Source organism: Streptomyces albiaxialis (genome assembly GCF_039530985.1).
In the GTDB taxonomy this organism is placed as follows: Bacteria; Actinomycetota; Actinomycetes; order Streptomycetales; family Streptomycetaceae; genus Streptomyces; species Streptomyces albiaxialis.
The window spans coordinates 103,482-123,858 of the sequence record NZ_BAAAPE010000028.1 but is presented as its reverse complement, the minus strand read 5'-3'; the positions used below and the strand labels follow the sequence as shown (position 1 = coordinate 123,858).

18 protein-coding genes are annotated in these 20,377 nt (G+C 70.1%); 3 read left to right on the top strand and 15 right to left on the bottom strand.

The window, feature by feature from the left end:
* Positions 1 to 8: 8 nt before the first annotated feature.
* From ABD343_RS37820 to ABD343_RS37800, 5 genes are all read right to left on the bottom strand, one after another.
* Positions 9 to 1,052, bottom strand: a complete 1,044-nt coding sequence (locus tag ABD343_RS37820; protein WP_344535066.1) for a helix-turn-helix transcriptional regulator — start codon at positions 1,050 to 1,052, stop codon at positions 9 to 11.
* 139 nt (positions 1,053 to 1,191) lie between these two features.
* Entirely contained in the window at positions 1,192 to 1,566 is a 375-nt protein-coding gene (locus ABD343_RS37815; protein ID WP_344535064.1) for an FKBP-type peptidyl-prolyl cis-trans isomerase, read from the bottom strand.
* A 58-nt stretch (positions 1,567 to 1,624) separates the two neighbouring features.
* Positions 1,625 to 2,605, bottom strand: coding sequence for an FKBP-type peptidyl-prolyl cis-trans isomerase (locus ABD343_RS37810; protein ID WP_344535062.1), 981 nt, complete (start codon positions 2,603 to 2,605; stop codon positions 1,625 to 1,627).
* Positions 2,606 to 2,779: 174 nt separating this feature from the next.
* The gene (pafA, locus tag ABD343_RS37805) at positions 2,780 to 4,141 is read right to left on the bottom strand and encodes a Pup--protein ligase (RefSeq protein ID WP_344535061.1); all 1,362 of its coding nucleotides are present in this window, start codon (positions 4,139 to 4,141) and stop codon (positions 2,780 to 2,782) included.
* A gap of 9 nt (positions 4,142 to 4,150) precedes the next feature.
* Entirely contained in the window at positions 4,151 to 5,446 is a 1,296-nt protein-coding gene (locus ABD343_RS37800) for an MFS transporter (RefSeq protein WP_344535059.1), read from the bottom strand.
* Between the two features lie 118 nt (positions 5,447 to 5,564).
* Between ABD343_RS37800 and ABD343_RS37795 the strand changes: the two genes are divergently transcribed.
* Positions 5,565 to 6,632 (top strand): LacI family DNA-binding transcriptional regulator, encoded by a 1,068-nt coding sequence (locus ABD343_RS37795; protein WP_344535057.1) that lies wholly within the window; start codon positions 5,565 to 5,567, stop codon positions 6,630 to 6,632.
* A 9-nt stretch (positions 6,633 to 6,641) separates the two neighbouring features.
* Here the strand turns inward: ABD343_RS37795 and prcA are convergent, their stop codons facing one another.
* From prcA to ABD343_RS37750, 9 genes are all read right to left on the bottom strand, one after another.
* Entirely contained in the window at positions 6,642 to 7,493 is an 852-nt protein-coding gene (prcA, locus tag ABD343_RS37790) for a proteasome subunit alpha (protein ID WP_344535055.1), read from the bottom strand.
* Positions 7,494 to 7,530: 37 nt separating this feature from the next.
* The gene (gene prcB, locus ABD343_RS37785; RefSeq protein WP_344535053.1) at positions 7,531 to 8,376 is read right to left on the bottom strand and encodes a proteasome subunit beta; all 846 of its coding nucleotides are present in this window, start codon (positions 8,374 to 8,376) and stop codon (positions 7,531 to 7,533) included.
* Complete coding sequence (locus ABD343_RS37780) at positions 8,328 to 8,771, bottom strand: endonuclease VII domain-containing protein (RefSeq protein WP_344535051.1); 444 nt, start codon at positions 8,769 to 8,771, stop codon at positions 8,328 to 8,330. The genes prcB and ABD343_RS37780 overlap by 49 nt, the downstream gene beginning before the upstream one ends.
* A gap of 203 nt (positions 8,772 to 8,974) precedes the next feature.
* Positions 8,975 to 9,193: a ubiquitin-like protein Pup gene (locus ABD343_RS37775; protein ID WP_344535050.1), complete on the bottom strand. Its 219-nt coding sequence runs from the start codon at positions 9,191 to 9,193 to the stop codon at positions 8,975 to 8,977.
* A gap of 133 nt (positions 9,194 to 9,326) precedes the next feature.
* Positions 9,327 to 10,838 carry a depupylase/deamidase Dop gene (gene dop, locus ABD343_RS37770; protein WP_344535048.1) on the bottom strand — a complete coding sequence of 504 codons (1,512 nt, stop codon included), beginning with the start codon at positions 10,836 to 10,838 and terminating at the stop codon, positions 9,327 to 9,329.
* Positions 10,839 to 11,078: 240 nt separating this feature from the next.
* On the bottom strand, positions 11,079 to 12,845 hold the full coding sequence (gene arc / locus ABD343_RS37765) for a proteasome ATPase (protein ID WP_344535046.1): 1,767 nt from the start codon (positions 12,843 to 12,845) through the stop codon (positions 11,079 to 11,081).
* Between the two features lie 266 nt (positions 12,846 to 13,111).
* Positions 13,112 to 13,693 carry a hypothetical protein gene (locus ABD343_RS37760; protein ID WP_344535044.1) on the bottom strand — a complete coding sequence of 194 codons (582 nt, stop codon included), beginning with the start codon at positions 13,691 to 13,693 and terminating at the stop codon, positions 13,112 to 13,114.
* 190 nt (positions 13,694 to 13,883) lie between these two features.
* The gene (locus tag ABD343_RS37755; RefSeq protein ID WP_344535042.1) at positions 13,884 to 14,786 is read right to left on the bottom strand and encodes a tRNA (adenine-N1)-methyltransferase; all 903 of its coding nucleotides are present in this window, start codon (positions 14,784 to 14,786) and stop codon (positions 13,884 to 13,886) included.
* A 32-nt stretch (positions 14,787 to 14,818) separates the two neighbouring features.
* Positions 14,819 to 16,468, bottom strand: coding sequence for a site-2 protease family protein (locus tag ABD343_RS37750; RefSeq protein WP_344535040.1), 1,650 nt, complete (start codon positions 16,466 to 16,468; stop codon positions 14,819 to 14,821).
* 69 nt (positions 16,469 to 16,537) lie between these two features.
* Here ABD343_RS37750 and ABD343_RS37745 point away from each other — a divergent pair, with 69 nt between their 5' ends.
* Entirely contained in the window at positions 16,538 to 17,527 is a 990-nt protein-coding gene (locus ABD343_RS37745) for a RecB family exonuclease (RefSeq protein ID WP_344535038.1), read from the top strand.
* A 74-nt stretch (positions 17,528 to 17,601) separates the two neighbouring features.
* The gene (locus tag ABD343_RS37740; protein ID WP_344535036.1) at positions 17,602 to 18,273 is read left to right on the top strand and encodes a response regulator; all 672 of its coding nucleotides are present in this window, start codon (positions 17,602 to 17,604) and stop codon (positions 18,271 to 18,273) included.
* 101 nt (positions 18,274 to 18,374) lie between these two features.
* Here ABD343_RS37740 and ABD343_RS37735 read toward each other — a convergent pair whose 3' ends face one another.
* Complete coding sequence (locus ABD343_RS37735; protein WP_344535034.1) at positions 18,375 to 19,970, bottom strand: ABC transporter substrate-binding protein; 1,596 nt, start codon at positions 19,968 to 19,970, stop codon at positions 18,375 to 18,377.
* Between the last annotated feature and the right edge of the window lie 407 nt (positions 19,971 to 20,377).

Here is a 20,377-nt window from a genome sequence, read left to right as displayed (position 1 = left end):
CTTCCCCCTCAGCCCTTGGCGACGGCGCGCAGCCGGTCGACCACGTCGGCCCGCAGCTCGGCGGGCTCCAGCACGACGACGTCGGGCCCGAACTCCACGAGCCAGGCGTCCAGTCCGTGCCCGTACGGAATCTCCAGCTCGTCCCAGCCGCCGTCCAGCTCGCGCACCTCGGTGGCGCGGGCGCGCAGCGGATAGCCCGCGCCGGAGCGCAGCCGGATACGGGCGCTGCTGGTGGCGCTCTCCCCCGCCCAGCGCTCGACGGTCTCGCGGACGGTGACCTGGTCGGGCACAGGCACGGTGAAGGCGGCGGCGCGCGAGCGCACGGTGCCGGTGATCCGGGAGAGCCGGAAGACGCGCTCGGCCGCGCGGTCCCTGTCGTACCCCGCGAGATACCAGTGGCCGCGCCAGCACTCCAGCGTCCACGGCTCGACCTGGCGTTTCTCGGCGCGCGCCGCGTTGGACTTGCGGTAGTCGAAGACGACGGGCCTGCGGTCGCGGCAAGCCAGCATCAGCGGCTCGAACGCGGCCTCGCGGGCGGGGATGTGCGGCTCCAGCGTCGTCCCGTACTGGCCGGCCTCGCCCTCGACACGCTGCTCCTCGCCGGGCATGCCGCCCGCGGCGTGCAGCTTCTGGAGGGCGCCGCTCGCGGCCCCGGCGAGCCGGGCCTGCTGCCAGACGCGGGCCGCGACGCCGAGGGCCGTGGCCTCCTCGGCGTCCAGGGTGATGGGCGGGAGCCGGTTGCTGTCGCGGCGGGCCACGTACCCGGTCTCGCCGTCGAGGTTCTCGACGGTCTCGATCACGAGGCCCAGCTCACGAAGGTCGTCCTTGTCCCGCTCGAACATGCGGTTGAAGGACTCGTCTCTGCCGGTCGCGTGGTCGCCGGGCCCGAAGGGCGCCCTGTGGCCCGGCCCGAAGGCCGCCCTGTTCCCCGGCCCGAAGGCCTCGACGTATGCCTCGATGGAGTCGCGCAGCTCCCGTTTGGTGAGCGGGCGCCGGGCTCCCAGGAGGCACAGCGCCAGATTCATCAGCCGCTCGGCCTTGGCAATCGCCATGGGTTCCCTCTTGCCCTCTCTCAAGCTGTATAGATGGTCGACCGTACCGCCCTGGGCGCGGACCGCAAAAGCCGAGAGCCCTGCCGGGCGGCAGGGCTCTCGGCGCGTACGGACAACGTACGCGGACGACGCGCGTGCGTCAGACGGAGACCAGGTCGCAGACGAAGATCAGGGTCTCGTTCGGCTTGATCCTGCCCCCGCCCGCGCCCTGCTCGCCGTAGGCGAGGTGCGCCGGAATGGTCAGCCGGCGGCGGCCGCCGACCTTCATGCCCTGGACGCCCTGGTCCCAGCCCGCGATGACCTGGCCGGCACCGAGCTGGAACTGGAGCGGACGGCCCCGGTTCCAGCTCGCGTCGAACTCCTCACCGGTGGAGAAGGACACACCCACGTAGTGGACGGAGACGTTGTCCCCCTCCTTGGCCACGGGACCGTCGCCCTCCCACAGGTCCTGGATCTCCAGGTCTGCCGGCGGCTCGCCCTCCGGGAAGTCGACCTCGGGCTTGTCGATGCTCACGAAAATGCTCCTACGAACGAATCTTGAGGACAACCGCGCCAGTCTGCCACGGAAGCGGTCACTTCACGTCAAGCACGTCCACGGAGAAGACCACGCCGGACTTGAACTGCTTCTGCTGCTCCTTGGGGAACTTGCTCTTGGGCACGGAGATCACCACGCGGCTCCCCTCCTTGGCGCCCTTGAGCCCTTCCTTCCAGCCCGGGATCTGGCTGACCGGAATCTCCTGGGGGCCGCCCTGCGCCCAGGTGTTGTCGAGCTGCTTGCCGCCCTTCCACAGCTTCGCCGTGAAGTTCGACAGGACGGTGCTCTTGTCACCGACGGCCTTGCCGTCGCCCTGGACGATGGTCTCGCTGATCAGCTTCTCCGGCGCGTCCTCCTTGCCCTTGGGCATGGTGATCGACGGCGCCTTGTTCTTCTCGACCTTGTCGTCGACCTTGGGCAGGTCCGGGTTCTGCTTCCCGGTCGGCTTGCCGTCGATCTGGCTCGGCATGATCTTCTTCAGGTCCACGACGAAGACGAGGGTGGAGTTCCCCGGAATCGTCGGGGGCTGCCCCTGCTTCCCGTACGCCTTCGCCGGCGGGGCGACGATCTCGACGCGGCTGCCGAGCTTCTTGCCGACCAGCGCCTCGTCCCAGCCCTTGATGACCTTGCCGGTGCCGATCTGGAACGTCGCGGGCTGACCGCGCTTCCAGCTACTGTCGAACTCCTTGCCGTTCCAGAGCTGGCCCAGGTAGTGCGCGTTCAGCGCATCGCCCTTCTTGACCTCCTGGCCCTTGCCCTCCTTCAGGACCTTCACGCCCAGCTTCTTCGGCGGGTCGCCCTCGCCCTTCTCGATCTTGGGCTTCTTGCCGAGCGGCCCGCTGACGGCGGGGGTGCCCCCCTTGGAGTCGGACGAGCTGTCCTCGCTGCCGCACGCCGCAGCCGAGGTGATCAGCAGCGGAACAGCAAGCGCGGCGGCGGTGCGACGCGCGAACTTCGCGGAGAAGTTCCTGGAGACGCGGGGGGTGCGGGGGGTCGATCCCCCGGAGAGATGCAGCATGTGTCCAACTCGCTGTGTAGGGGTAGGTCCGGGCAGTCCTGACAGCCTACGACTACGCCCCCGCGCCCCGGCCACCTGCGACACGAATCCGCCCCCGCCCCGTCAACGCGCCGTGGCGCCGTTGACCGGGACGGGGGACGGTGGGATCCGGCTCACACCCCGGCTGCCCCGGGGTCACATCCCCGCGATCAGCTTCTCGACCCTCTCGTCGACCGAGCGGAACGGGTCCTTGCACAGCACGGTCCGCTGCGCCTGGTCGTTCAGCTTCAGATGCACCCAGTCGACCGTGAAGTCGCGGCGCTGCTCCTGGGCCCGCCGGATGAAGTCCCCGCGCAGCCGCGCGCGGGTCGTCTGGGGCGGGACGGACTTGCCCTCGAAGATCTTGAGGTCGTTGCAGATCCGGGCCGCCTTGCCGTTCCGCTCCAGCAGGTAGTAGAGCCCCCGGCGGCGGTGGATGTCGTGGTACGCGAGATCTATCTGGGCGATCCTGGGGTGGGACATGGTGATGTTGTTCTTGTTCCTGTACCGCTCGATGAGCTGGTACTTCATCACCCAGTCGATCTCGGTGTTGATCTTGTCCAGCTCCTGCTCGCGGATCGCGTCGAGCGCGCGGCCCCACAGTTCCAGGACCTGCTCGACCCGGCCCGTACGGATACCCCGGCGGTCGCAGAAGTCCAGCGCCTTGTCGAAGTACTCCTGCTGGACCTCCAGCGCGGAGGCCTCCCGCCCGCTCGCGAGCCGGACCTTGCGCTGGCCCGTGATGTCGTGGCTGACCTCGCGGATGGCCCGGATCGGGTTCTCCAGCGTCAGGTCCCGCATGACCGTGCCCGCCTCGATCATGCGCAGCACGAGATCGGTCGCGCCGACCTTCAGGAGCATGGTCGTCTCGGACATGTTCGAATCGCCGACGATCACGTGCAGCCGGCGGTAGCGCTCCGCGTCCGCGTGCGGCTCGTCGCGGGTGTTGATGATCGGGCGCGAGCGCGTCGTCGCCGAGCTGACCCCCTCCCAGATGTGCTCGGCGCGCTGACTGACGCAGTAGACCGCGCCGCGCGGGGTCTGGAGCACCTTCCCCGCGCCGCAGACGAGCTGCCGGGTCACCAGGAACGGGATCAGGACGTCAGCGAGGCGTGAGAACTCCCCGTGGCGGGCCACGAGATAGTTCTCGTGGCAGCCGTAGGAGTTGCCCGCCGAGTCGGTGTTGTTCTTGAAGAGATAGACGTCGCCCGCGATTCCTTCCTCGTGCAGGCGGCGTTCGGCGTCGACGAGGAGGCCTTCAAGGATGCGCTCGCCCGACTTGTCGTGGGTGACCAGCTCGGTCACGCTGTCGCACTCCGGAGTCGCGTACTCCGGGTGCGAGCCCACGTCCAGGTAGAGGCGCGCGCCGTTCCGCAGAAACACATTGCTGCTGCGGCCCCATGACACAACACGGCGGAAGAGGTACCGCGCCACTTCGTCGGGGGACAGCCGCCGCTGACCCCGGAACGTACACGTGACGCCGTACTCGTTCTCCAGCCCGAAGATTCGGCGGTCCATGACTGAACATTACGCCTGATGCCCAGTTCTGAAACCGGGTTCGGCGGCACCATTGCGATCATTTTCGGCACCCCCGACGGGGGTTGACACACCCTCGGGACCTGCGGCGAGGCCCTCCGAGGTCGTCTCGCCGGGGAGCGTCATGACCCGTGCGGCCGCCACCATCACGAGCAGCGCGACGACCCCGCCCGCGCCCGCGAGACCGAAGCCCGCGCCCGTTCCGCCCCGTTCGACGACCGGCCCCGTCGCGGCCGTGCCGGCCGACATCCCGACCCCGACCGTCGTCACCAGCCAGGAGAACGCCTCGGTGACCGTCCCCGGCGGCGCGTGCCGGTCCACGACGACGAAGGCGCAGGCCAGCGAGGGCGCCAGGAAGACCCCGGAGAGCCCCATCAGCGCCGTCATCGCGCCCGGCCCGGGCACCAGCGCCAGCGGGAGATAGCCCGCGGCCAGCAGCACGCACAGGAGCCGCAGCCGCCGCTCGACCACGCCGGGCCACTGCCGCGCGCCGTAGACGAGCCCGCCCACCAGCGCGCCGCCGCCCTGCGCGGAGAGCAGATACGTCGAGATGAGCTTGTCGCCGTGATCGTCCGCGTACGCCACCGAGGCCAGGGCCGTGGAGCCCAGGGCGATGCCGACGAAGAAGAAGGCGCACAGCAGCGCCAGGAGCCCCGGCGAGCGCAGCGCGCCCAGCCAGTGCGCCGTGCGCGGCGAGGAGCGCCAGGCCCGCGAGGGCGGCGAGACCACGACGGAGAGCGCGCCGAGCACCCCGACGGCGTTGAGCACCAGCAGCGCGGCCGTCTCGCTCCACCACGCGACGAGCAGCGTCACCAGCAGCGGGCCGAGCGCGAACATGACCTCCTGGGCCACCGCGTCCAGCGCGTACGCCGCGTGCACGCGCTCCTTCCGCTTGAGCACCCCCGGCCACAGCGCCCGCAGCCCGCCTTCCAGCGGCGGCGTGAAGACCCCCGCGACGACCACGGCGGCACAGGCGAGCGGCAGCGAGCCGACACCGCCGACGGCGAGCGTCCCCGCGCCCAGCGCGGAGAGCACGACGGCGGGGAACATCACCCGCGGCTGCCCGTAGAGGTCCACGAGCCGCCCGAGCAGCGGCTGCCCCAGGGCCGTGGCCAGCCCGTAGACCGCGGAGAGCGCCCCGGCCAGCGCGATGCCGCCGCCGTCGCTCTTCACGAACAGGGCGATGGCGAGCGGCCCGGTCGCGTTCGGCAGCCTGCCGAGGAGCGTTCCGGCGAGCAGCCTCATCGCGTACTTGGCCCGCAGCAGCTCCGCGTAGCCGTTCGTCATCCGCCCACTCCCCCTCCGGCGGGAACCCCGCCCACGCACACGTTGTACGTATAACTTCCGGGGTTATACGTACCATGCGGAGCGAGTCGCGGTGAAGGGCGAAGGAAGCGGGTGACGCGTGGCGAAGAGCGGCAGGGACGAGCCCGAGGGGCGGCCCACCGGACATGACGTGGCGCGCGCGGCGGGCGTCTCGCAGGCCACCGTCTCCCTCGTCCTCGGCGGCAAATGGCAGGGCCGCGTCGCGCCCCGCACGGCCGAGAACGTCCGCGAGGCGGCGCGCGCGCTCGGCTACCGCCCCAACCTGGCCGCACGCAGCCTCCGCACCGGCCGCGCCCGCACCGCGCTGCTGGTCGTCCCCGCGCTCACCAACGACTTCTTCGCGGGCGTCTACACGGGCGCCGTCGAGGTCGCCTCCGCGCACGACTTCGGGCTCGTGCTCTACCCCTCGCCCGAGGGCACGGCGCCCGCGCGCGACCCGTTCGCCTCCGCGCGCGCCGCGCTCGACGGGGTGATCGCCTCGTCCATGGCCGTCGAGTCCCTCGCGGAGCTGCGCGCGGGCGGACTGCCCCTGGTGATGCTCGACAGCGACGCCTCGGACGCCGACGCGGCCGTCAACTTCGACGTCGCCGACGGCATGCGCCAGGTCGCCCGCCACCTGCTGGGACTCGGCCACCGCCGGATCGCGCACGTCGCGTCCGCCGTGGACTCCTGGACGTTCACCGTCCGCGCCCACGCGCTCGCCCGGACGGTGCGCGAGGGCGGCGGCTCACTCGTCCGCACCGAACGCGGCGAGCTGTCCGTCACGGGCGGCCTGGAGGCCGCCACGCGGGTGCTCACGGAGACCGGCGCGGCCCCCGACGCGGGACGGCCGCCGCGCGGCACGGCGCCGCCGACGGCGCTCGTGTGCGACGACGACCTGCTGGCCGCGGGCGCGCTCAAAGCCGCACGGCGGCTCGGGCTGCGGGTCCCGGAAGACGTGTCCGTGACCGGCATCGACGACGTGGCCGTCGCCCGCGCGGTCGAGCCCGAGCTGACGACCCTGCGGCTGCCCGCCACAGGGATGGGCGCCGCGGGGATGCGGGCCCTGCTGGGCGTCCTGGACGGAGAGAAAGAGGGTGACCGGGAGACGGTGCTCCCGGTCACCCTCCTCCCCCGTGCTTCGACGGGGCCCGCGCCGACGGGGTGAGCCGGACGGCTACTTGTCGGTGCTGTCCTTGCCGGAACCGGAACCGGAGCCGGAGTCCGAGCCCGAACCGGAGCCGGAGTCCGAACTCGAACCGGAGTCCGAGCCCTCCGCGGACGCGTCCGCAGACGCGTCGTCCGCCTCGTCGGGCCCGGCGTCGGAGGCGCCCTCCTCCAGCAGACGGGCGACCTGACGGCCCGGCACCCGCTTGAACTTCCGCTGCTGCGGCCGCGTCCGGTCCAGGACCGCGACCTCGAGCTGCTCGGCGGTCAGCGTGCGCTCCCCGCCGTTGTTGTCCCGGCCCAGGGACTCCTTGGCCAGCCGGACGGCCTCGCCCAGCGACATGTCGTCCCGGTGCCGCTGATCGAGATACGAGCCGATCGTGTCGGAACTGCCGCCGACGGCGACCGAACCGTGCTCGTCCACGATCGAACCGTCATGCGGGAGGCGGTAGATCTGATCGTCCTCGGGGGCCGCGCCCACCTCGGCGACGATCAGCTCCACCTCGTACGGCTTCTCGGCGTTCGCCGAGAAGATGGTGCCCAGCGTCTGGGCGTAGACGTTCGCGAGGCCGCGGGCCGTGACGTCCTCGCGGTCGTAGGTGTACCCGCGCAGGTCCGCGTAACGGACGCCGCCGATGCGGAGGTTCTCGAACTCGTTGTACTTCCCGACCGCCGCGAAGGCGATCCGGTCGTAGATCTCGCTGACCTTGTGCAGTGCGCGCGAGGGATTCTCGGCGACGAACACGATGCCGTCGGCGTACTGCAACACGACCACGCTGCGGCCCCGCGCGATGCCCTTGCGGGCGTATTCGGCACGGTCCGCCATGGCCTGCTGGGGTGAGACATAGAACGGCGTCGACACCGGCTATCCGTCCCTTCCTGTCCTGTACGTAATGCGCTCAGCTAAGGGGTGCCTGCGGCCCGTTGGGCAGATCGAGACGGCCCTCGTGCACCGTCCGCGCGAGCTCGGAGACCTCCGCCTCGGTCAGCTTACGGAAACCGTCCTCGGTGATCGACGTGACAATCGGATAGATACGGCGGGTGAGGTCCGGGCCGCCGGTCGCGGAGTCGTCGTCCGCCGCGTCGTAGAGCGCCTGGAGCACGACCGTGGCGGCCTGCTCCTCGGTGAGGTCCTCGCGGTAGAGCTTCTTGAGCGAGCCCCGCGCGAAGACCGAGCCGGAACCGACGCCGGCGAACCCCAGCTCCTCGGAACGGCCGCCCGTGACGTCGTAGGAGAAGATGCGGCCCTTGCCGCGGTCCACGTCGAATCCCGCGAACAGCGGCACGACGGCGAGGCCTTGAAGGGCCATGCCGAGATTGCTGCGGATCATCGTCGACAGCCGGTTGGCCTTGCCCTCCAGGGAGAGCTGGGAACCCTCGACCTTCTCGAAGTGCTCCAGCTCCAGTTGGAAGAGCTTGACCATCTCGACGGCCAGTCCGGCCGTCCCGGCGATACCGACCGCGGAGTGCTCGTCGGCCGGGAACACCTTCTCGATGTCCCGCTGGGCGATGACATTGCCCATGGTCGCCCGCCGGTCGCCCGCCAGCACGACACCGCCGGGGAAGGTCACCGCGACGATGGTCGTCCCGTGCGGCGCCTGCACGGCACCCTCCACGGGCGGCATCGGCCGGTTCCCCGGAAGCTGCTCCGGAGCGTGCGCCGACAGGAAGTCCATGAACGACGAGGACCCCGGGGTCAGGAAGGCAGCAGGTAGACGCCCGGTGCCGCTTGTTTTGGCTTCCACGAGATTCCTTCCACATATCCGATGGCCCGGCGCATCAGCGCGGGATCGTCCCGCAAATGCCCGATGGCCGCATTGCAGTTGAAGCACAGTGCGCCTCGGACCCTACCCGTTCGATGATCGTGATCCACGTGCTCCGGGTCGGGCCGCAGACAGATCGGGCAGATACCGAACTGACCGTCGACGAGCGCCTGCCGCTCGTCGACAGTCATGCCGTACTGACGCTTGAGGTGTCCGGCTCGCCCCGCAGTGGCCCGACAGGCTTTGCAACTTGTCGCCAGTCCGTCGGACGCCGACGAGTTCCTGTGCCATTCGCTGTGAGGCTTGATCTCCTCACAGCGACGGCACAGTTTGTGGCCTGCCGGCACGTCCACCTTCTCGCGAACTGTCTTGCCCATGGCCTCTCGGCGGCGCCGGTAGTACGCGGCGCCATAAGCCGCCACGCACTCCCGACATCTCACCTGCAGCCCATCACCGCGGTTGCGATCCGCCGCGAACGAAGCGAGCGACAGCGTCCTTCCGCACCCAGTGCAACGCTTCGAATCGCTGACGCCAGACAAGTCGTCAGCCTCCGAACCTTCGATTCAAAGGCAAATGCACGTCACTGCCCACCTTTTTGAACGAAGCTTCGAACGAAATCCTCAGCATTCTCCTCGAGTACGTCGTCGATTTCGTCCAGAACGGAGTCCACGTCGTCGGACAGTGCCTCCTGGCGCTCCTTGAGGTCCTCGGAGACCTGTGCGTCCTGTGCCTGCTCGTCGGTTTCCTCGGTCTGGCGCGTGGCCTTCTGCTGTCCGCCGCCGGTGTCCTTGGTCGCCATTTCCCTCACCCCGCTCGGTTCGGTGTGTACGCGAGACGTACAAGATCAGACCCTACAAGCCGGGACTGACATCGGCTCTTTCCTTGCTACAACGTCCGGAAGCCACCTCGATGATTCCCGGAAGCCGCGTCGATTAGCCGCCGGACAGGACCTTCACCAGCTCTTCCGCCGTACGGCAGCGGTCCAGCAGCTCCTTGACGTGATTGCGCGTTCCGCGCAGGGGCTCCAGGGTGGGGACCCGTTGCAGAGAGTCACGGCCTGGGAGGTCGAAGATGACCGAATCCCACGAGGCCGCGGCGACGTCGTCCGCGTACTGCTCCAGGCAGCGGCCGCGGAAGTAGGCCCGGGTGTCCTCCGGGGGCTTGGCGGCGGCCCTGCGGACGTCCTCCTCGGTCGTGAGGCGCTGCATCTTGCCGCGGGCCGCCAGACGGTTGTACAGGCCCTTGTCGGGGCGCACGTCGGCGTACTGGAGGTCGACCAGGTGGAGGCGGGCCGCGTCCCAGTCGAGCTGGTCACGGCGGCGGTAGCCCTCCATCAGCTCGCGCTTGGCGACCCAGTCCAGCTCGCCGCTGAGGCTCATGGGGTCGCGCTCCAGCCGGTTGAGCACGTCCTCCCAGCGGGCCAGGACGTCCCTGGTCTGCTCGTCGGCGTCGGCGCCCCAGCGCTCCTCGACGTACTTGCGGGCGAGCTCGAAGTACTCCATCTGAAGCTGGACACCCGTGAGTGTGCGTCCGCTGCGGAGCGTGATCAGGCGGCCGAGCGTCGGGTCGTGCGAGACCTGGTGGAGCGTGCGGACGGGCTGGTCGACGGCCAGGTCGACGGCGATGAAGCCGTCCTCGATCATGGACAGGACGAGCGACGTGGTGCCGAGCTTGAGGTAGGTGGAGACCTCCGACAGGTTCGCGTCGCCGATGATGACGTGGAGGCGGCGGTATTTCTCGGCGTCCGCGTGGGGCTCGTCCCGCGTGTTGATGATGGGGCGCTTGAGGGTGGTCTCCAGGCCGACCTCGACCTCGAAGTAGTCGGCGCGCTGGCTGAGCTGGAAGCCGTGCTCGCTGCCGTCCTGGCCGAGCCCGACGCGACCGGCGCCGCAGACGACCTGGCGGGAGACGAAGAACGGCGTCAGGTGGCGCACGATGTCCGAGAACGGGGTCTCCCGCTTCATCAGGTAGTTCTCGTGCGTCCCGTACGAGGCGCCCTTGTTGTCGGTGTTGTTCTTGTACAGGTGGATGGGCTGGGCGCCCGGGACCTCGGCGGCGCGCTCGGCGGCCTCCGCCATGATGCGCTCGCCCGCCTTGTCCCAGAGCACGGCGTCGCGCGGGTTGGTGACCTCGGGCGCGCTGTACTCGGGGTGGGCGTGGTCGACGTACAGCCGGGCGCCGTTCGTGAGGATGACGTTCGCCAGGCCGATGTCCTCGTCGGTGAGCTGGCTGGCGTCGGCGGCCTCGCGCGCGAGGTCGAAGCCGCGGGCGTCCCGCAGCGGGTTCTCCTCCTCGAAGTCCCAGCGGGCGCGTCGCGCCCGGTGCATCGCCGCCGCATAGGCGTTGACGACCTGGGACGAGGTGAGCATGGCATTGGCGTTGGGGTGGCCCGGCACGGAGATCCCGTACTCGGTCTCGATGCCCATTACTCGCCGTACGGTCATGCGGCCCTCCTTGCCTGACGGCGGCCCGCCGTTGGACCACCGCTCAAGTCCCGCTGCGCATCCGGCCCGTATGCGGTCCCCTCATCCGCACTGCGCGTGGCGGCGGTACGGAAGAGCCTATGACGCACAGGCTGGAGTGGGGAGATCACTCTGCGGACTTCCTTCTGCGGAGTTGCGCCGGGGGAAACAATCCGGCTGCGGGTGCCCTCGCGGGAACCCGCAGCCGGACTCGCTTCCTCGCTACAGGTACTGACCGGTGTTGGCGACCGTGTCGATGGAACGGCCGGTGTCCGCGCCCTGCTTTCCGGTGACGAGCGTACGGATGTACACGATCCGCTCGCCCTTCTTGCCGGAGATCCGGGCCCAGTCATCCGGGTTGGTCGTGTTCGGCAGGTCCTCGTTCTCCTTGAACTCGTCCACGCAGGCGGCGAGGAGGTGGGAGACGCGCAGGCCCTTCTGGTTGTGGTCGAGGAACGCCTTGATGGCCATCTTCTTGGCGCGGCCGACGATGTTCTCGATCATGGCGCCGGAGTTGAAGTCCTTGAAGTAGAGGACTTCCTTGTCACCGTTGGCGTAGGTGACCTCCAGGAAGCGGTTCTCCTCGGACTCCGCGTACATCTGCTCGACGACGGACTGGATCATCGCCTCGACGGCGGCGTCCGTGCTGCCGCCGTGCTCGGAGACGTCGTCGGAGTGCAGCGGGAGGTTCGCGGTGAGGTACTTCGAGAAGATGTCCTTCGCGGCCTCGGCGTCCGGGCGCTCGATCTTGATCTTCACGTCGAGCCGGCCGGGGCGGAGGATCGCGGGGTCGATCATGTCCTCGCGGTTGGAGGCGCCGATGACGATGACGTTCTCCAGGCCCTCCACGCCGTCGATCTCGGAGAGGAGCTGCGGGACGATGGTGTTCTCCACGTCCGAGCTGACTCCGGATCCGCGGGTGCGGAAGAGGGAGTCCATCTCGTCGAAGAAGACGATGACCGGGGTGCCCTCGCCGGCCTTCTCGCGGGCCCGCTGGAAGACCAGGCGGATGTGCCGCTCGGTCTCGCCGACGTACTTGTTCAGCAGCTCGGGGCCCTTGATGTTGAGGAAGTAGCTCTTCCCCTGGGGCTTGCCGGTGACCTCGGCGACCTTCTTGGCCAGCGAGTTGGCCACGGCCTTGGCGATGAGCGTCTTGCCGCAGCCGGGCGGGCCGTAGAGCAGCACGCCCTTCGGGGGCCGCAGTTCGTGCTCGCGGAACAGGTCGGGGTAGAGGTACGGCAGCTCGACCGCGTCCCTGATCTGCTCGATCTGGCCGGTCAGGCCGCCGATCTTGGTGTAGTCGATGTCGGGGACCTCTTCGAGGACCAGCTCCTCGACCTCGCTCTTGGGCACGACCTCGTACACATACCCGGAGCGGCCTTCCAGGAGGAGGGCGTCGCCCGCGCGGAGCGTGGTGCTCAGGAGCGGCTCGGCAAGCCGGACCACGCGCTCCTCGTCCGTGTGGCCGACCACCAGGGCGCGCTCGCCGTCCTCCAGGACCTCCTTGAGGGTGACGATGTCACCGGCGCGCTCGAACTCCATGGCCTCGACCACGTTCAGCGCCTCGTTGAGCATCAGCTCCTGGCCGCGCTGGAGCTCGTCGAGTTCCACATTGGGGCTGACGTTCACCCGGAGCTTGCGGCCGCCGGTGAAGATGTCGGCCGTGCCGTCCTCATTGGCCTGCAGGAAGACTCCGAAGCCCGCGGGGGGCTGAGCCAGCCGGTCGACCTCCTCCTTGAGGGCCACGATCTGGTCGCGGGCCTCACGGAGAGTGTTGGAGAGCCGCTCGTTCTGCGCTGAGACTCCGGCCAGGTTGGTCTGCAGCTCGACGATCCGCTCCTCAAGAATTCGAGTGTGCCGCGGAGAATCGGCGAGCTTCCGGCGCAGGACGGCGATTTCCTGCTCTAGATAGGCGATCTGGCCGGACGGGTCGTCGGAACCCCGACCGGGCCGGATGCCGCGGTTCATGTCGTCGTCGTGGGCTGCCACGGTCCTCACCTCCTCCAGGGGGAGCTGGACGCTTCGACCCTACCTGGGCCGGTGCAGGTTGAAACCCCTAGATCACAAAGACGGTCGGGGTGTGTCCGATCTTCACCCTTGCGCACTCCCTCACGACTGGGGAATACCCACCCATCACCATCTGAAAGCGACCGGTTGCTCTACCCGTACGTCCAACACCCTTCGAGGCGTGCCCTATTCCGCCACGAGCGTGTGCCCGGGGACGCGCGATTCAGGGCATCGGGTTTCGGCCAAGGTCAGACGCTGGCGCTGCCCGCGACGGGGCCCGGTGTGAGGGCGAACTTCCCGTCTTTCCATTCCCATTTGACCTTGCGCTGCTTGTCCGGGCAGCAGCGCGGGACGTCGGGCGAGGAGTAGCCGACGAGGGTCGCGGAGATCGTGCGGCCGGAGACCTTGAGCCCCTTCACCGTCATGCCCTCCTTCTGCCGCACGAGGGTCGCGGCGACGTCGGGGCGCCCGCCGCGGTCCTCCGGTGCCGTCAGGACGAAGACCGCGCTGGGCGGGGTGCCGCCCTCGGCCCGGCAGCGCACCACGGCGACCGTCTCGGCGGTGCCGTCCCCGTCGAAGTCCGCCGTTCCCTTGTCGACGACCTGCACCTGCTTGCCCTGGGCCTTCGCCGGGCCGCCGGGGGCGCACCGCATGGGGTACTCGGCCCGGGCGGCATCGGGCGCGGTGCTCGCGGGGGCCCGGGTGGCGGTGGGGTTCGCGGTGGCGTCGGATGGCTGAATCAGGGCGGAGGCACCGAGGAGGGCGGCGAGGGCGGCCGCCGTGGCGACCCAGTGGACCGTGCGGGTGCGGGTGTGCGGCAGTTCCGTCACGCCGGGCGACTCCTGTGAGAGCGGTGGCAAGGTGAGGTGCCCAGCATCGTGCCATACGTCACACCGGCGCGGAACGCCGGGGCCCTGTCCAGGGCCGCTTCAACACGAAGGCCCCGCTGTCCGGTTCGCGCGGGGCGAACGGGACGGCGGGGCCGTACGGGATCGTGCGACGTCGGGCGGTCGGCCGGGGCTAGGCCTTGCCGCCGGACTGGCTGCCGGGGCCGGTGTAGTCCTCGCCGTAGGCGCCCTTGGCGGGGCGGCGGCGGCGCAGGGGCGGCTCGACGCCGTCGGCGAGACGACGCGCGGTGAGCAGGAAGCCGGTGTGGCCGATCATGCGGTGGTCGGGGCGGACGGCGAGGCCCTCGACGTGCCAGTTGCGCACCATCGTCTCCCACGCCTGCGGCTCGTTGAACGTGCCGAACTCGCGGATGGACTCGACCGTGCGGGCCATCTGCGTGGTGGTGGCGACGTACGCGCAGAGGATGCCGCCGGGCACGAGGGCCTTGGAGACGGCCTCCAGGCACTCCCAGGGGGCGAGCATGTCCAGGATGACGCGGTCGACGTCCGTGTCGGACAGGTTGTCCTGGAGGTCACCGACAGTGAGCGTCCAGGCGGGGTGCGGGCTGCCGAAGTACCGCTCGACGTTCTGCTGGGCGATCTCGGCGAAGTCGGCACGGCGCTCGTAGGAGTGCAGCATGCCCTGGTCGCCGATGGCGCGGAGCAGGAAGGTGCTCAGCGAGCCGGAGCCGACCCCCGCCTCGACGACGCGGGCGCCGGGGAAGATGTCGGCCATCGCGAGGACCTGGCCCGCGTCCTTGGGATAGACGACGGCCGCGCCTCGCGGCATGGACAGGACATAGTCGGGGAGCAGGGGGCGCAGCGCGAGGTAGGCGACGTTTCCCGTGGTACGGACGACACTGCCCTCGGGAGCTCCGATCAGCTCGTCGTGGGGGAAGGCTCCCTTGTGGGTGTGGAAGCTCTTTCCCTCTTCGAGGGTGATCGTGTAGTGGCGTCCCTTGGGATCGGTGAGCTGGACCTGGTCCCCGACCTTGAAGGGCCCGCGACGGCGGGCGGCACCGGTCGGTTCGGACATACGCACAGCCTAGCGGGTTCGCGGGGTCCGGATTACGCCGAGGGCTTCGCCATGGCCGCGACGAAGGCGCGCTCGACGTCGCCGGTGGAGAGCACGCCGTAGATCTCGCCGGTGTCCTCGACCACCAGGTACTCGGTGGCGGGGGTGGCGCGGAGGTGGTCGAGGAGGTCCTCGCCGGCCAGCTCGGCGGGGACGCGCATGCCCTCCTTGAGGTCCTGGGCGAGGGTGCTGACCGCGACCCAGGGGCGGCGGTGCTCGGGGACGCCGACGATGGCGGCCTCGCGGACGAGCGAGAGCGGCTCGCCCTTGGCGTCCACGACGACGAGGGCGCGGGCCCCCGCCTCGTTGGCCCGGCGCAGGGCCTCGGAGAGGGGCGTGTCCGTCTCCACGGGGACGGCCCTGCGGGTGAGTGCGCGGGCGCGCAGCTCGGGCAGGTGCTCGCGCAGCCGGGCCATCCTGAGGCTGTTCCCGGCGCCCGTCCAGATGATGGCGGCGAGGATCGCGGCGAGCAGGGCGTCGGTGAGCGAGTCCATGCCGCTGAGGCCGTCGCGGTTGACCCCGCCGGCGTGGGTGGCCAGGGGCAGACCGATCAGGACGGCGATGGCGAGCGCGCGGCCCGTCCAGGCGGCGGCGATCGTGCCGGTCATGGGCTTGCCGCTGATCTTCCAGACGACGGCGCGGAGCATGCGTCCGCCGTCCAGGGGCAGGCCGGGGAGCAGGTTGAAGACGGCCACGATCAGGTTGGAGATCATCAGGCCCGCGAGCAGCACGCCGGGCACGGTGCCGGGCTCGACGGCGCGCATCCCGACGAAGAAGACCCCGGCGAGGACGAGCGAGAAGAGCGGGCCCACGAAGGCGAGGACGAATTCCCTGCCGGGGGTCTCCGACTCCTTCTCGATCTCGGAGACGCCGCCGAAGAACTGGAGCTGGATGCGGCGCACCGGCAGCTTGAAGCGGAGCGCGGCGACGACGTGGGCCAGCTCGTGCACCAGCACGGAGGCGTAGAAAGCGACGGCGAAGAAGAGCGCGATGAGGTAGCGGGCGCCGCCGAGGTGGGGCAGGACGCGGTCGAGCTGGCCGCCGAAGACCCAGGTGATGAGCGCGGCGACGAGGAACCAGGAGGGCGCGACATAGACGGGCACGCCGAAGGGGCGGCCCATGAGGATGCCGCCGCCGACGGGCTTGGCGCGCTCGGTGTCCTTGGCCGCGTCGCCGCTCCTGGTCTTCTCCTGGGGGGAGGCGGGGGCCGGGGGCGGAGGCGTGTCGTCGGCGGCCTTACGGGGCGCTTCGTCGGCCTTGCGCAGCTCTACGGGCGCGTCCGAGGGGTCCGGGGCCCGGCGCGGGGCGTCGGTCGTACGTTCGGGGTGCTCGGCGTCGCCGCTGTCGGGGCCTGTGTCCGCGACCGCGTCGCCATCCGTATCCGCATCCGCATCCGATTCCGCCGCGTCGCGCTCGTCGCGCTCGTCCCGGTCGTCGCGCGCGTCCCGCTTCTCCGTGGCGCCGTCCTTCCCGGCGTCGGGCCCCGGCTCGTCCGCGGGTGCGGGCGCGGGCGCGGGGCGGCTCTCGCCGCTGTCCTCGTCCGAGCCGTCGGTCCGCGGCTTCCCGTCGTTGTCCGTGTCCGCCACGGGTTCCCCTCTGCTGCTGCCCTCGCACCCCGCGTCCCGCGCGGTTCCGGTGATCATGCGATGCGGGAGCGTCTGCCGTCGATGGTAAGTGTCCGTTGTCAGTGGTGGGCCGTAGGGTCTTACCCCATGAGAACGCGCGCGGCCACACCGCCGACCTCGCTGTCGCCGTCCCGGGCAAGCGACTTCATGCAGTGCCCGCTGCTCTACCGCTTCCGGGTGATCGACAAACTGCCGGAGAAGCCCTCCGCCGCCGCCACCCGGGGCACGGTGGTGCACGCGGTGCTGGAAAGACTCTTCGACTCACCGGCGGGTGAGCGCAGTGCGCCGCGTGCCCGTTCCATGGTCGCAGGCGAGTGGGAGCGGCTGCTGGCGAAGCGCCCGGAGCTGGCCGAGCTCTTCGCCGAGGACACCGAGGACGGGGCCGAGCTGGCGCGCTGGCTGGCGGAGGCCGAGGCGCTGGTCGAGCGGTGGTTCTCGCTGGAGGACCCGACGCGGCTGGAGCCCGCGGAGCGCGAGCTGTTCGTCGAGGCGCGGCTGGAGTCCGGTCTCCGGGTGCGCGGGATCATCGACCGAGTGGACATCGCCCCGACGGGCGAGGTCCGCATCGTGGACTACAAGACGGGGAAGGCCCCGCGGCCCGAGTTCGCGGACGGCCCGCTCTTCCAGATGAAGTTCTACGCCCTGGTGCTGTGGCGGCTGCGCGGGGTGGTGCCCCGGCGGCTCCAGCTCGTCTTCCTCGGCAGCGGCGACGTCCTGACGTACGACCCGGACGAGGGCGACCTGCGCGGCGTCGAGCGGAAGCTGCTCGCGCTGTGGGACGCGATCAGCCGGGCGACGGAGTCCGGGGACTGGCGGCCCAAGCGCAGCAGGCTGTGCGACTGGTGCGACCATCAGGCGCACTGTCCGGAGTTCGGGGGCACTCCCCCGCCGTATCCGCTGACCATCCAGCCGCGGCTGCCGGAGCCGAGGGTGCCGGACGAGGCGGGCACGGACGAGGCGGGCACGGACGAGGCGGGCACGGACGAGGCGGGTGCGGCCGACACCGATACGGCCCACGCGGATACGGCCGACGCCGCCGGGTCCGGAGGGCCCGCCGGGTCCGGTCCGGTGGCTTAGGCAAGAATGGGGCCCACCCTTCCCGGTGCGGGCCGGGAGGGTGCACCCGCCGGCGCCCCTCTGGAGGAATTTCCGTGGCAATCCGCGTACTGCTGGTCGACGACCAGCCTCTGCTGCGCACCGGCTTCCGGATGATCCTGGAGGCCGAGCAGGACATAGCGGTGGTGGGCGAGGCCGGGGACGGCCTCCAGGCGCTCGACCAGGTGCGGGCGCTCCAGCCCGACGTGGTGCTGATGGACATCCGCATGCCGCGGATGGACGGCGTGGAGGCGACCCGCCGGATCACGGGCCCCGCGAAGGACGGCCCGGCGAAGGTGCTGGTCCTCACGACGTTCGACCTGGACGAGTACGTGGTCGAGGCGCTCCGCGCCGGGGCCAGCGGCTTCCTGCTCAAGGACGCGCCCGCGGGCGAGCTGGTGCAGGCCATCCGCGTGGTCGCGGCGGGCGAGGCGATGCTGGCCCCGAGCATCACGCGCCGTCTGCTGGACAAGTACGCGGGGAAGCTGCCCTCGGGCGAGGATCCCGTGCCGGACACGCTGCACCAGCTCACCGAGCGCGAGGTCGAGGTGCTGAAACTGGTGGCCCGGGGCCTGTCGAACGCGGAGATCGCCGCCGACCTCTTCGTCAGCGAGACGACGGTCAAGACGCACGTCGGGCATGTGCTGACCAAGCTGGGCCTGCGCGACCGCGTCCAGGCCGCGGTGTACGCGTACGAGAGCGGACTGGTCAGGCCCGGGAATCCGTGACGCGCACCCGCGCACGGTGTGCCGGGCCTGCGGGCCCCGTACGCGTGAGCGCCCGTACGTCACCGTGACGTACGGGCGCTCAGGCGTGTGAGGCGGAGGCGTCAGTCGCTGGCGCCGCGGCCCAGCTCCCAGAACTGGAGCACGGAGGCCGAGTTGAGCGCCCATTCGACGCCGGTGATGTCGTCGCGCGCCGCGATGTACTGCTTGCCCTGCCACAGCGGGAGGACGGGGACGTCGCGGGCGACGATGTCCTGCGCGCGGCCGAAGGCGGTGGCGGTGCGGGAACGTTCGGTCTGCCGCCGCGTCTGCGGGACGATCTTGTCGATCTCCTTGTTCCGGTACGGCGTGCCGAGGAAGTTCTCGTCCTGGAAGAAGGGGGCGATGAAATTGTCGGCGTCGGGGAAGTCCGGGTACCAGCCGTAGCCGTAGACCGCGTACTTGCCGCTGGTCGCGGCCGGGCGGTACTTGTCCCACATCTTGCCCTGGGTCTTCACCTCGAACAGCCCGCTGTCGTTGAGCTGCCGCTGGAGGGCCGCGAACTCCTTGGCGGTGGCCTCGCCGTAGTGGTCCTTGGTGTAGGTGAGCGTGAGCTTCACCGGCGTGCTGATGCCCGCCTTGGCGAGGGTGCGCTTGGCGGAGGCCTCGTCGGGCTCGCCGTAGCGGCTGAAGAAGGAGTTGCGGTGGCCGGGGAGGCCGCCGGGGACCAGGCTGTAGAGCGGCTCGGCGCTGCCGGAGTAGACGTCGGTGACGATCTTCTTGCGGTCGACCAGCTCCGCCATGGCCTGGCGCACCGCCTGCTTGCCCGCGACAGGGTGCTCGGTGTTGAAGGCGAGGTAGCGGATCTCCTGGCCGGGCTGCTCGACGAGCTTGATGCCCTTGTCCGTGGCGAGGTCGAGCTTCTGGACCTGGCCGGGCGAGATCGTACGGCCCATGACGTCGATCTTCTTCGACCGGAGGGCCTTCTCCATGCCGGCCGGGGTGTCGAAGAAGCGCATCTCGATCTTGTCGTTGCGTATCTCCAGGCCGCCCCCGTAGTGCGAGTTCTTGGTGAGGACGGCCTTCTTGGAGCCGTTGCGGAACTCGTCCAGCGCGTACGGGCCGGAGCCGGTGACCTTGAAGCCCTTGGCGAGACGGTTCTTCGGGTAGACCTCGCTGTCGACGATCGCGGCGGCGGGGGTGCTCAGCTTGTACGGGAACGTGGCGTCGGGCGACTTGAGGTGGAAGACGATCTCGCGCTTGCCCATGGCCTCGACCTGGTCCACGTTGGCGAAGAGGGACGAGGGGCCGCCGGGGTGCTTGATGCCGATGACGCGCTTGATGGAGAACTCCACGTCCTTCGCGTCGACTTCGTCCCCGTTGGAGAAGGCGAGGTCCTCGCGGAGGGTGCAGCGGTACTGCTCGTTCTGCGCGTCCGTGAAGCCGCACTTGCGGGCCGCGTCCATCTCGGGCTCGGTGCCGGTGCGGGGCAGGCGCACGAGGGTCTGGAAGGTGTTCCGCATGACGTTCCAGGCGGCGACGTCGTAGGCGGCGGCCGGGTCGAAGGGGGCCGGCGTGTCCTTGTTGGCCACGAAGTGGTCCGTCGTGCCGACGACGATGGGATCACCGTCGCCGCCGCCCGAGGCGTCCGACCCGCATGCGGCGAGTACGGGAGCGAGCAGCCCTGCCAGCGCGGGCAGCACCACAGTTCTACGGTTCATGGTCGACGGTCTCCTCATCCGGCCGGGTTTGTTGCGGAAGGTCAGATGGCCGGTGCACAGACATTAATCGTCCCGAACCGTCATTCCCGAGGGGCCTCCGGGCTCTCCCTTTCACACACAGAAACCAGAGGCATGCTGTCCGCTATCCGGACGGGGGAACGTACGACACTTCCCTCAATCAATGCGGACACAAAGGAACATGAAGCCACGCCGGAGCCACCGCTCCACCACACCCCGGAGGTTCTGTCGACCCCGGCGCGCGTGACGAACGTCACGCCGTCAATTCGCGGACCGGACACCGGAATTGGGGTTCTCGGCGGCCCGCGCGGTCACGGAAAATGAGCGCTCCGACGCCCTGCGTCCCCGTTCTTTATTACCGGTGGGGATGATCTTTGCGGCGGGGCCGC

What these genes read in the sequence shown, in the direction of transcription:
- ABD343_RS37820 (WP_344535066.1), bottom strand. Translation starts at nt 1,052, where the DNA reads ATGGCGATTGCCAAGGCCGAGCGGCTGATGAATCTGGCGCTGTGCCTC.
- ABD343_RS37810 (WP_344535062.1), bottom strand. Translation starts at nt 2,605, where the DNA reads ATGCTGCATCTCTCCGGGGGATCGACCCCCCGCACCCCCCGCGTCTCC.
- pafA (WP_344535061.1), bottom strand. Translation starts at nt 4,141, where the DNA reads ATGGACCGCCGAATCTTCGGGCTGGAGAACGAGTACGGCGTCACGTGT.
- ABD343_RS37800 (WP_344535059.1), bottom strand. Translation starts at nt 5,446, where the DNA reads ATGACGAACGGCTACGCGGAGCTGCTGCGGGCCAAGTACGCGATGAGG.
- ABD343_RS37780 (WP_344535051.1), bottom strand. Translation starts at nt 8,771, where the DNA reads ATGGGCAAGACAGTTCGCGAGAAGGTGGACGTGCCGGCAGGCCACAAA.
- ABD343_RS37775 (WP_344535050.1), bottom strand. Translation starts at nt 9,193, where the DNA reads ATGGCGACCAAGGACACCGGCGGCGGACAGCAGAAGGCCACGCGCCAG.
- dop (WP_344535048.1), bottom strand. Translation starts at nt 10,838, where the DNA reads ATGACCGTACGGCGAGTAATGGGCATCGAGACCGAGTACGGGATCTCC.
- ABD343_RS37755 (WP_344535042.1), bottom strand. Translation starts at nt 14,786, where the DNA reads ATGTCCGAACCGACCGGTGCCGCCCGCCGTCGCGGGCCCTTCAAGGTC.
- ABD343_RS37750 (WP_344535040.1), bottom strand. Translation starts at nt 16,468, where the DNA reads ATGATCACCGGAACCGCGCGGGACGCGGGGTGCGAGGGCAGCAGCAGA.
- ABD343_RS37745 (WP_344535038.1), top strand. Translation starts at nt 16,538, where the DNA reads ATGAGAACGCGCGCGGCCACACCGCCGACCTCGCTGTCGCCGTCCCGG.
- ABD343_RS37735 (WP_344535034.1), bottom strand. Translation starts at nt 19,970, where the DNA reads ATGAACCGTAGAACTGTGGTGCTGCCCGCGCTGGCAGGGCTGCTCGCT.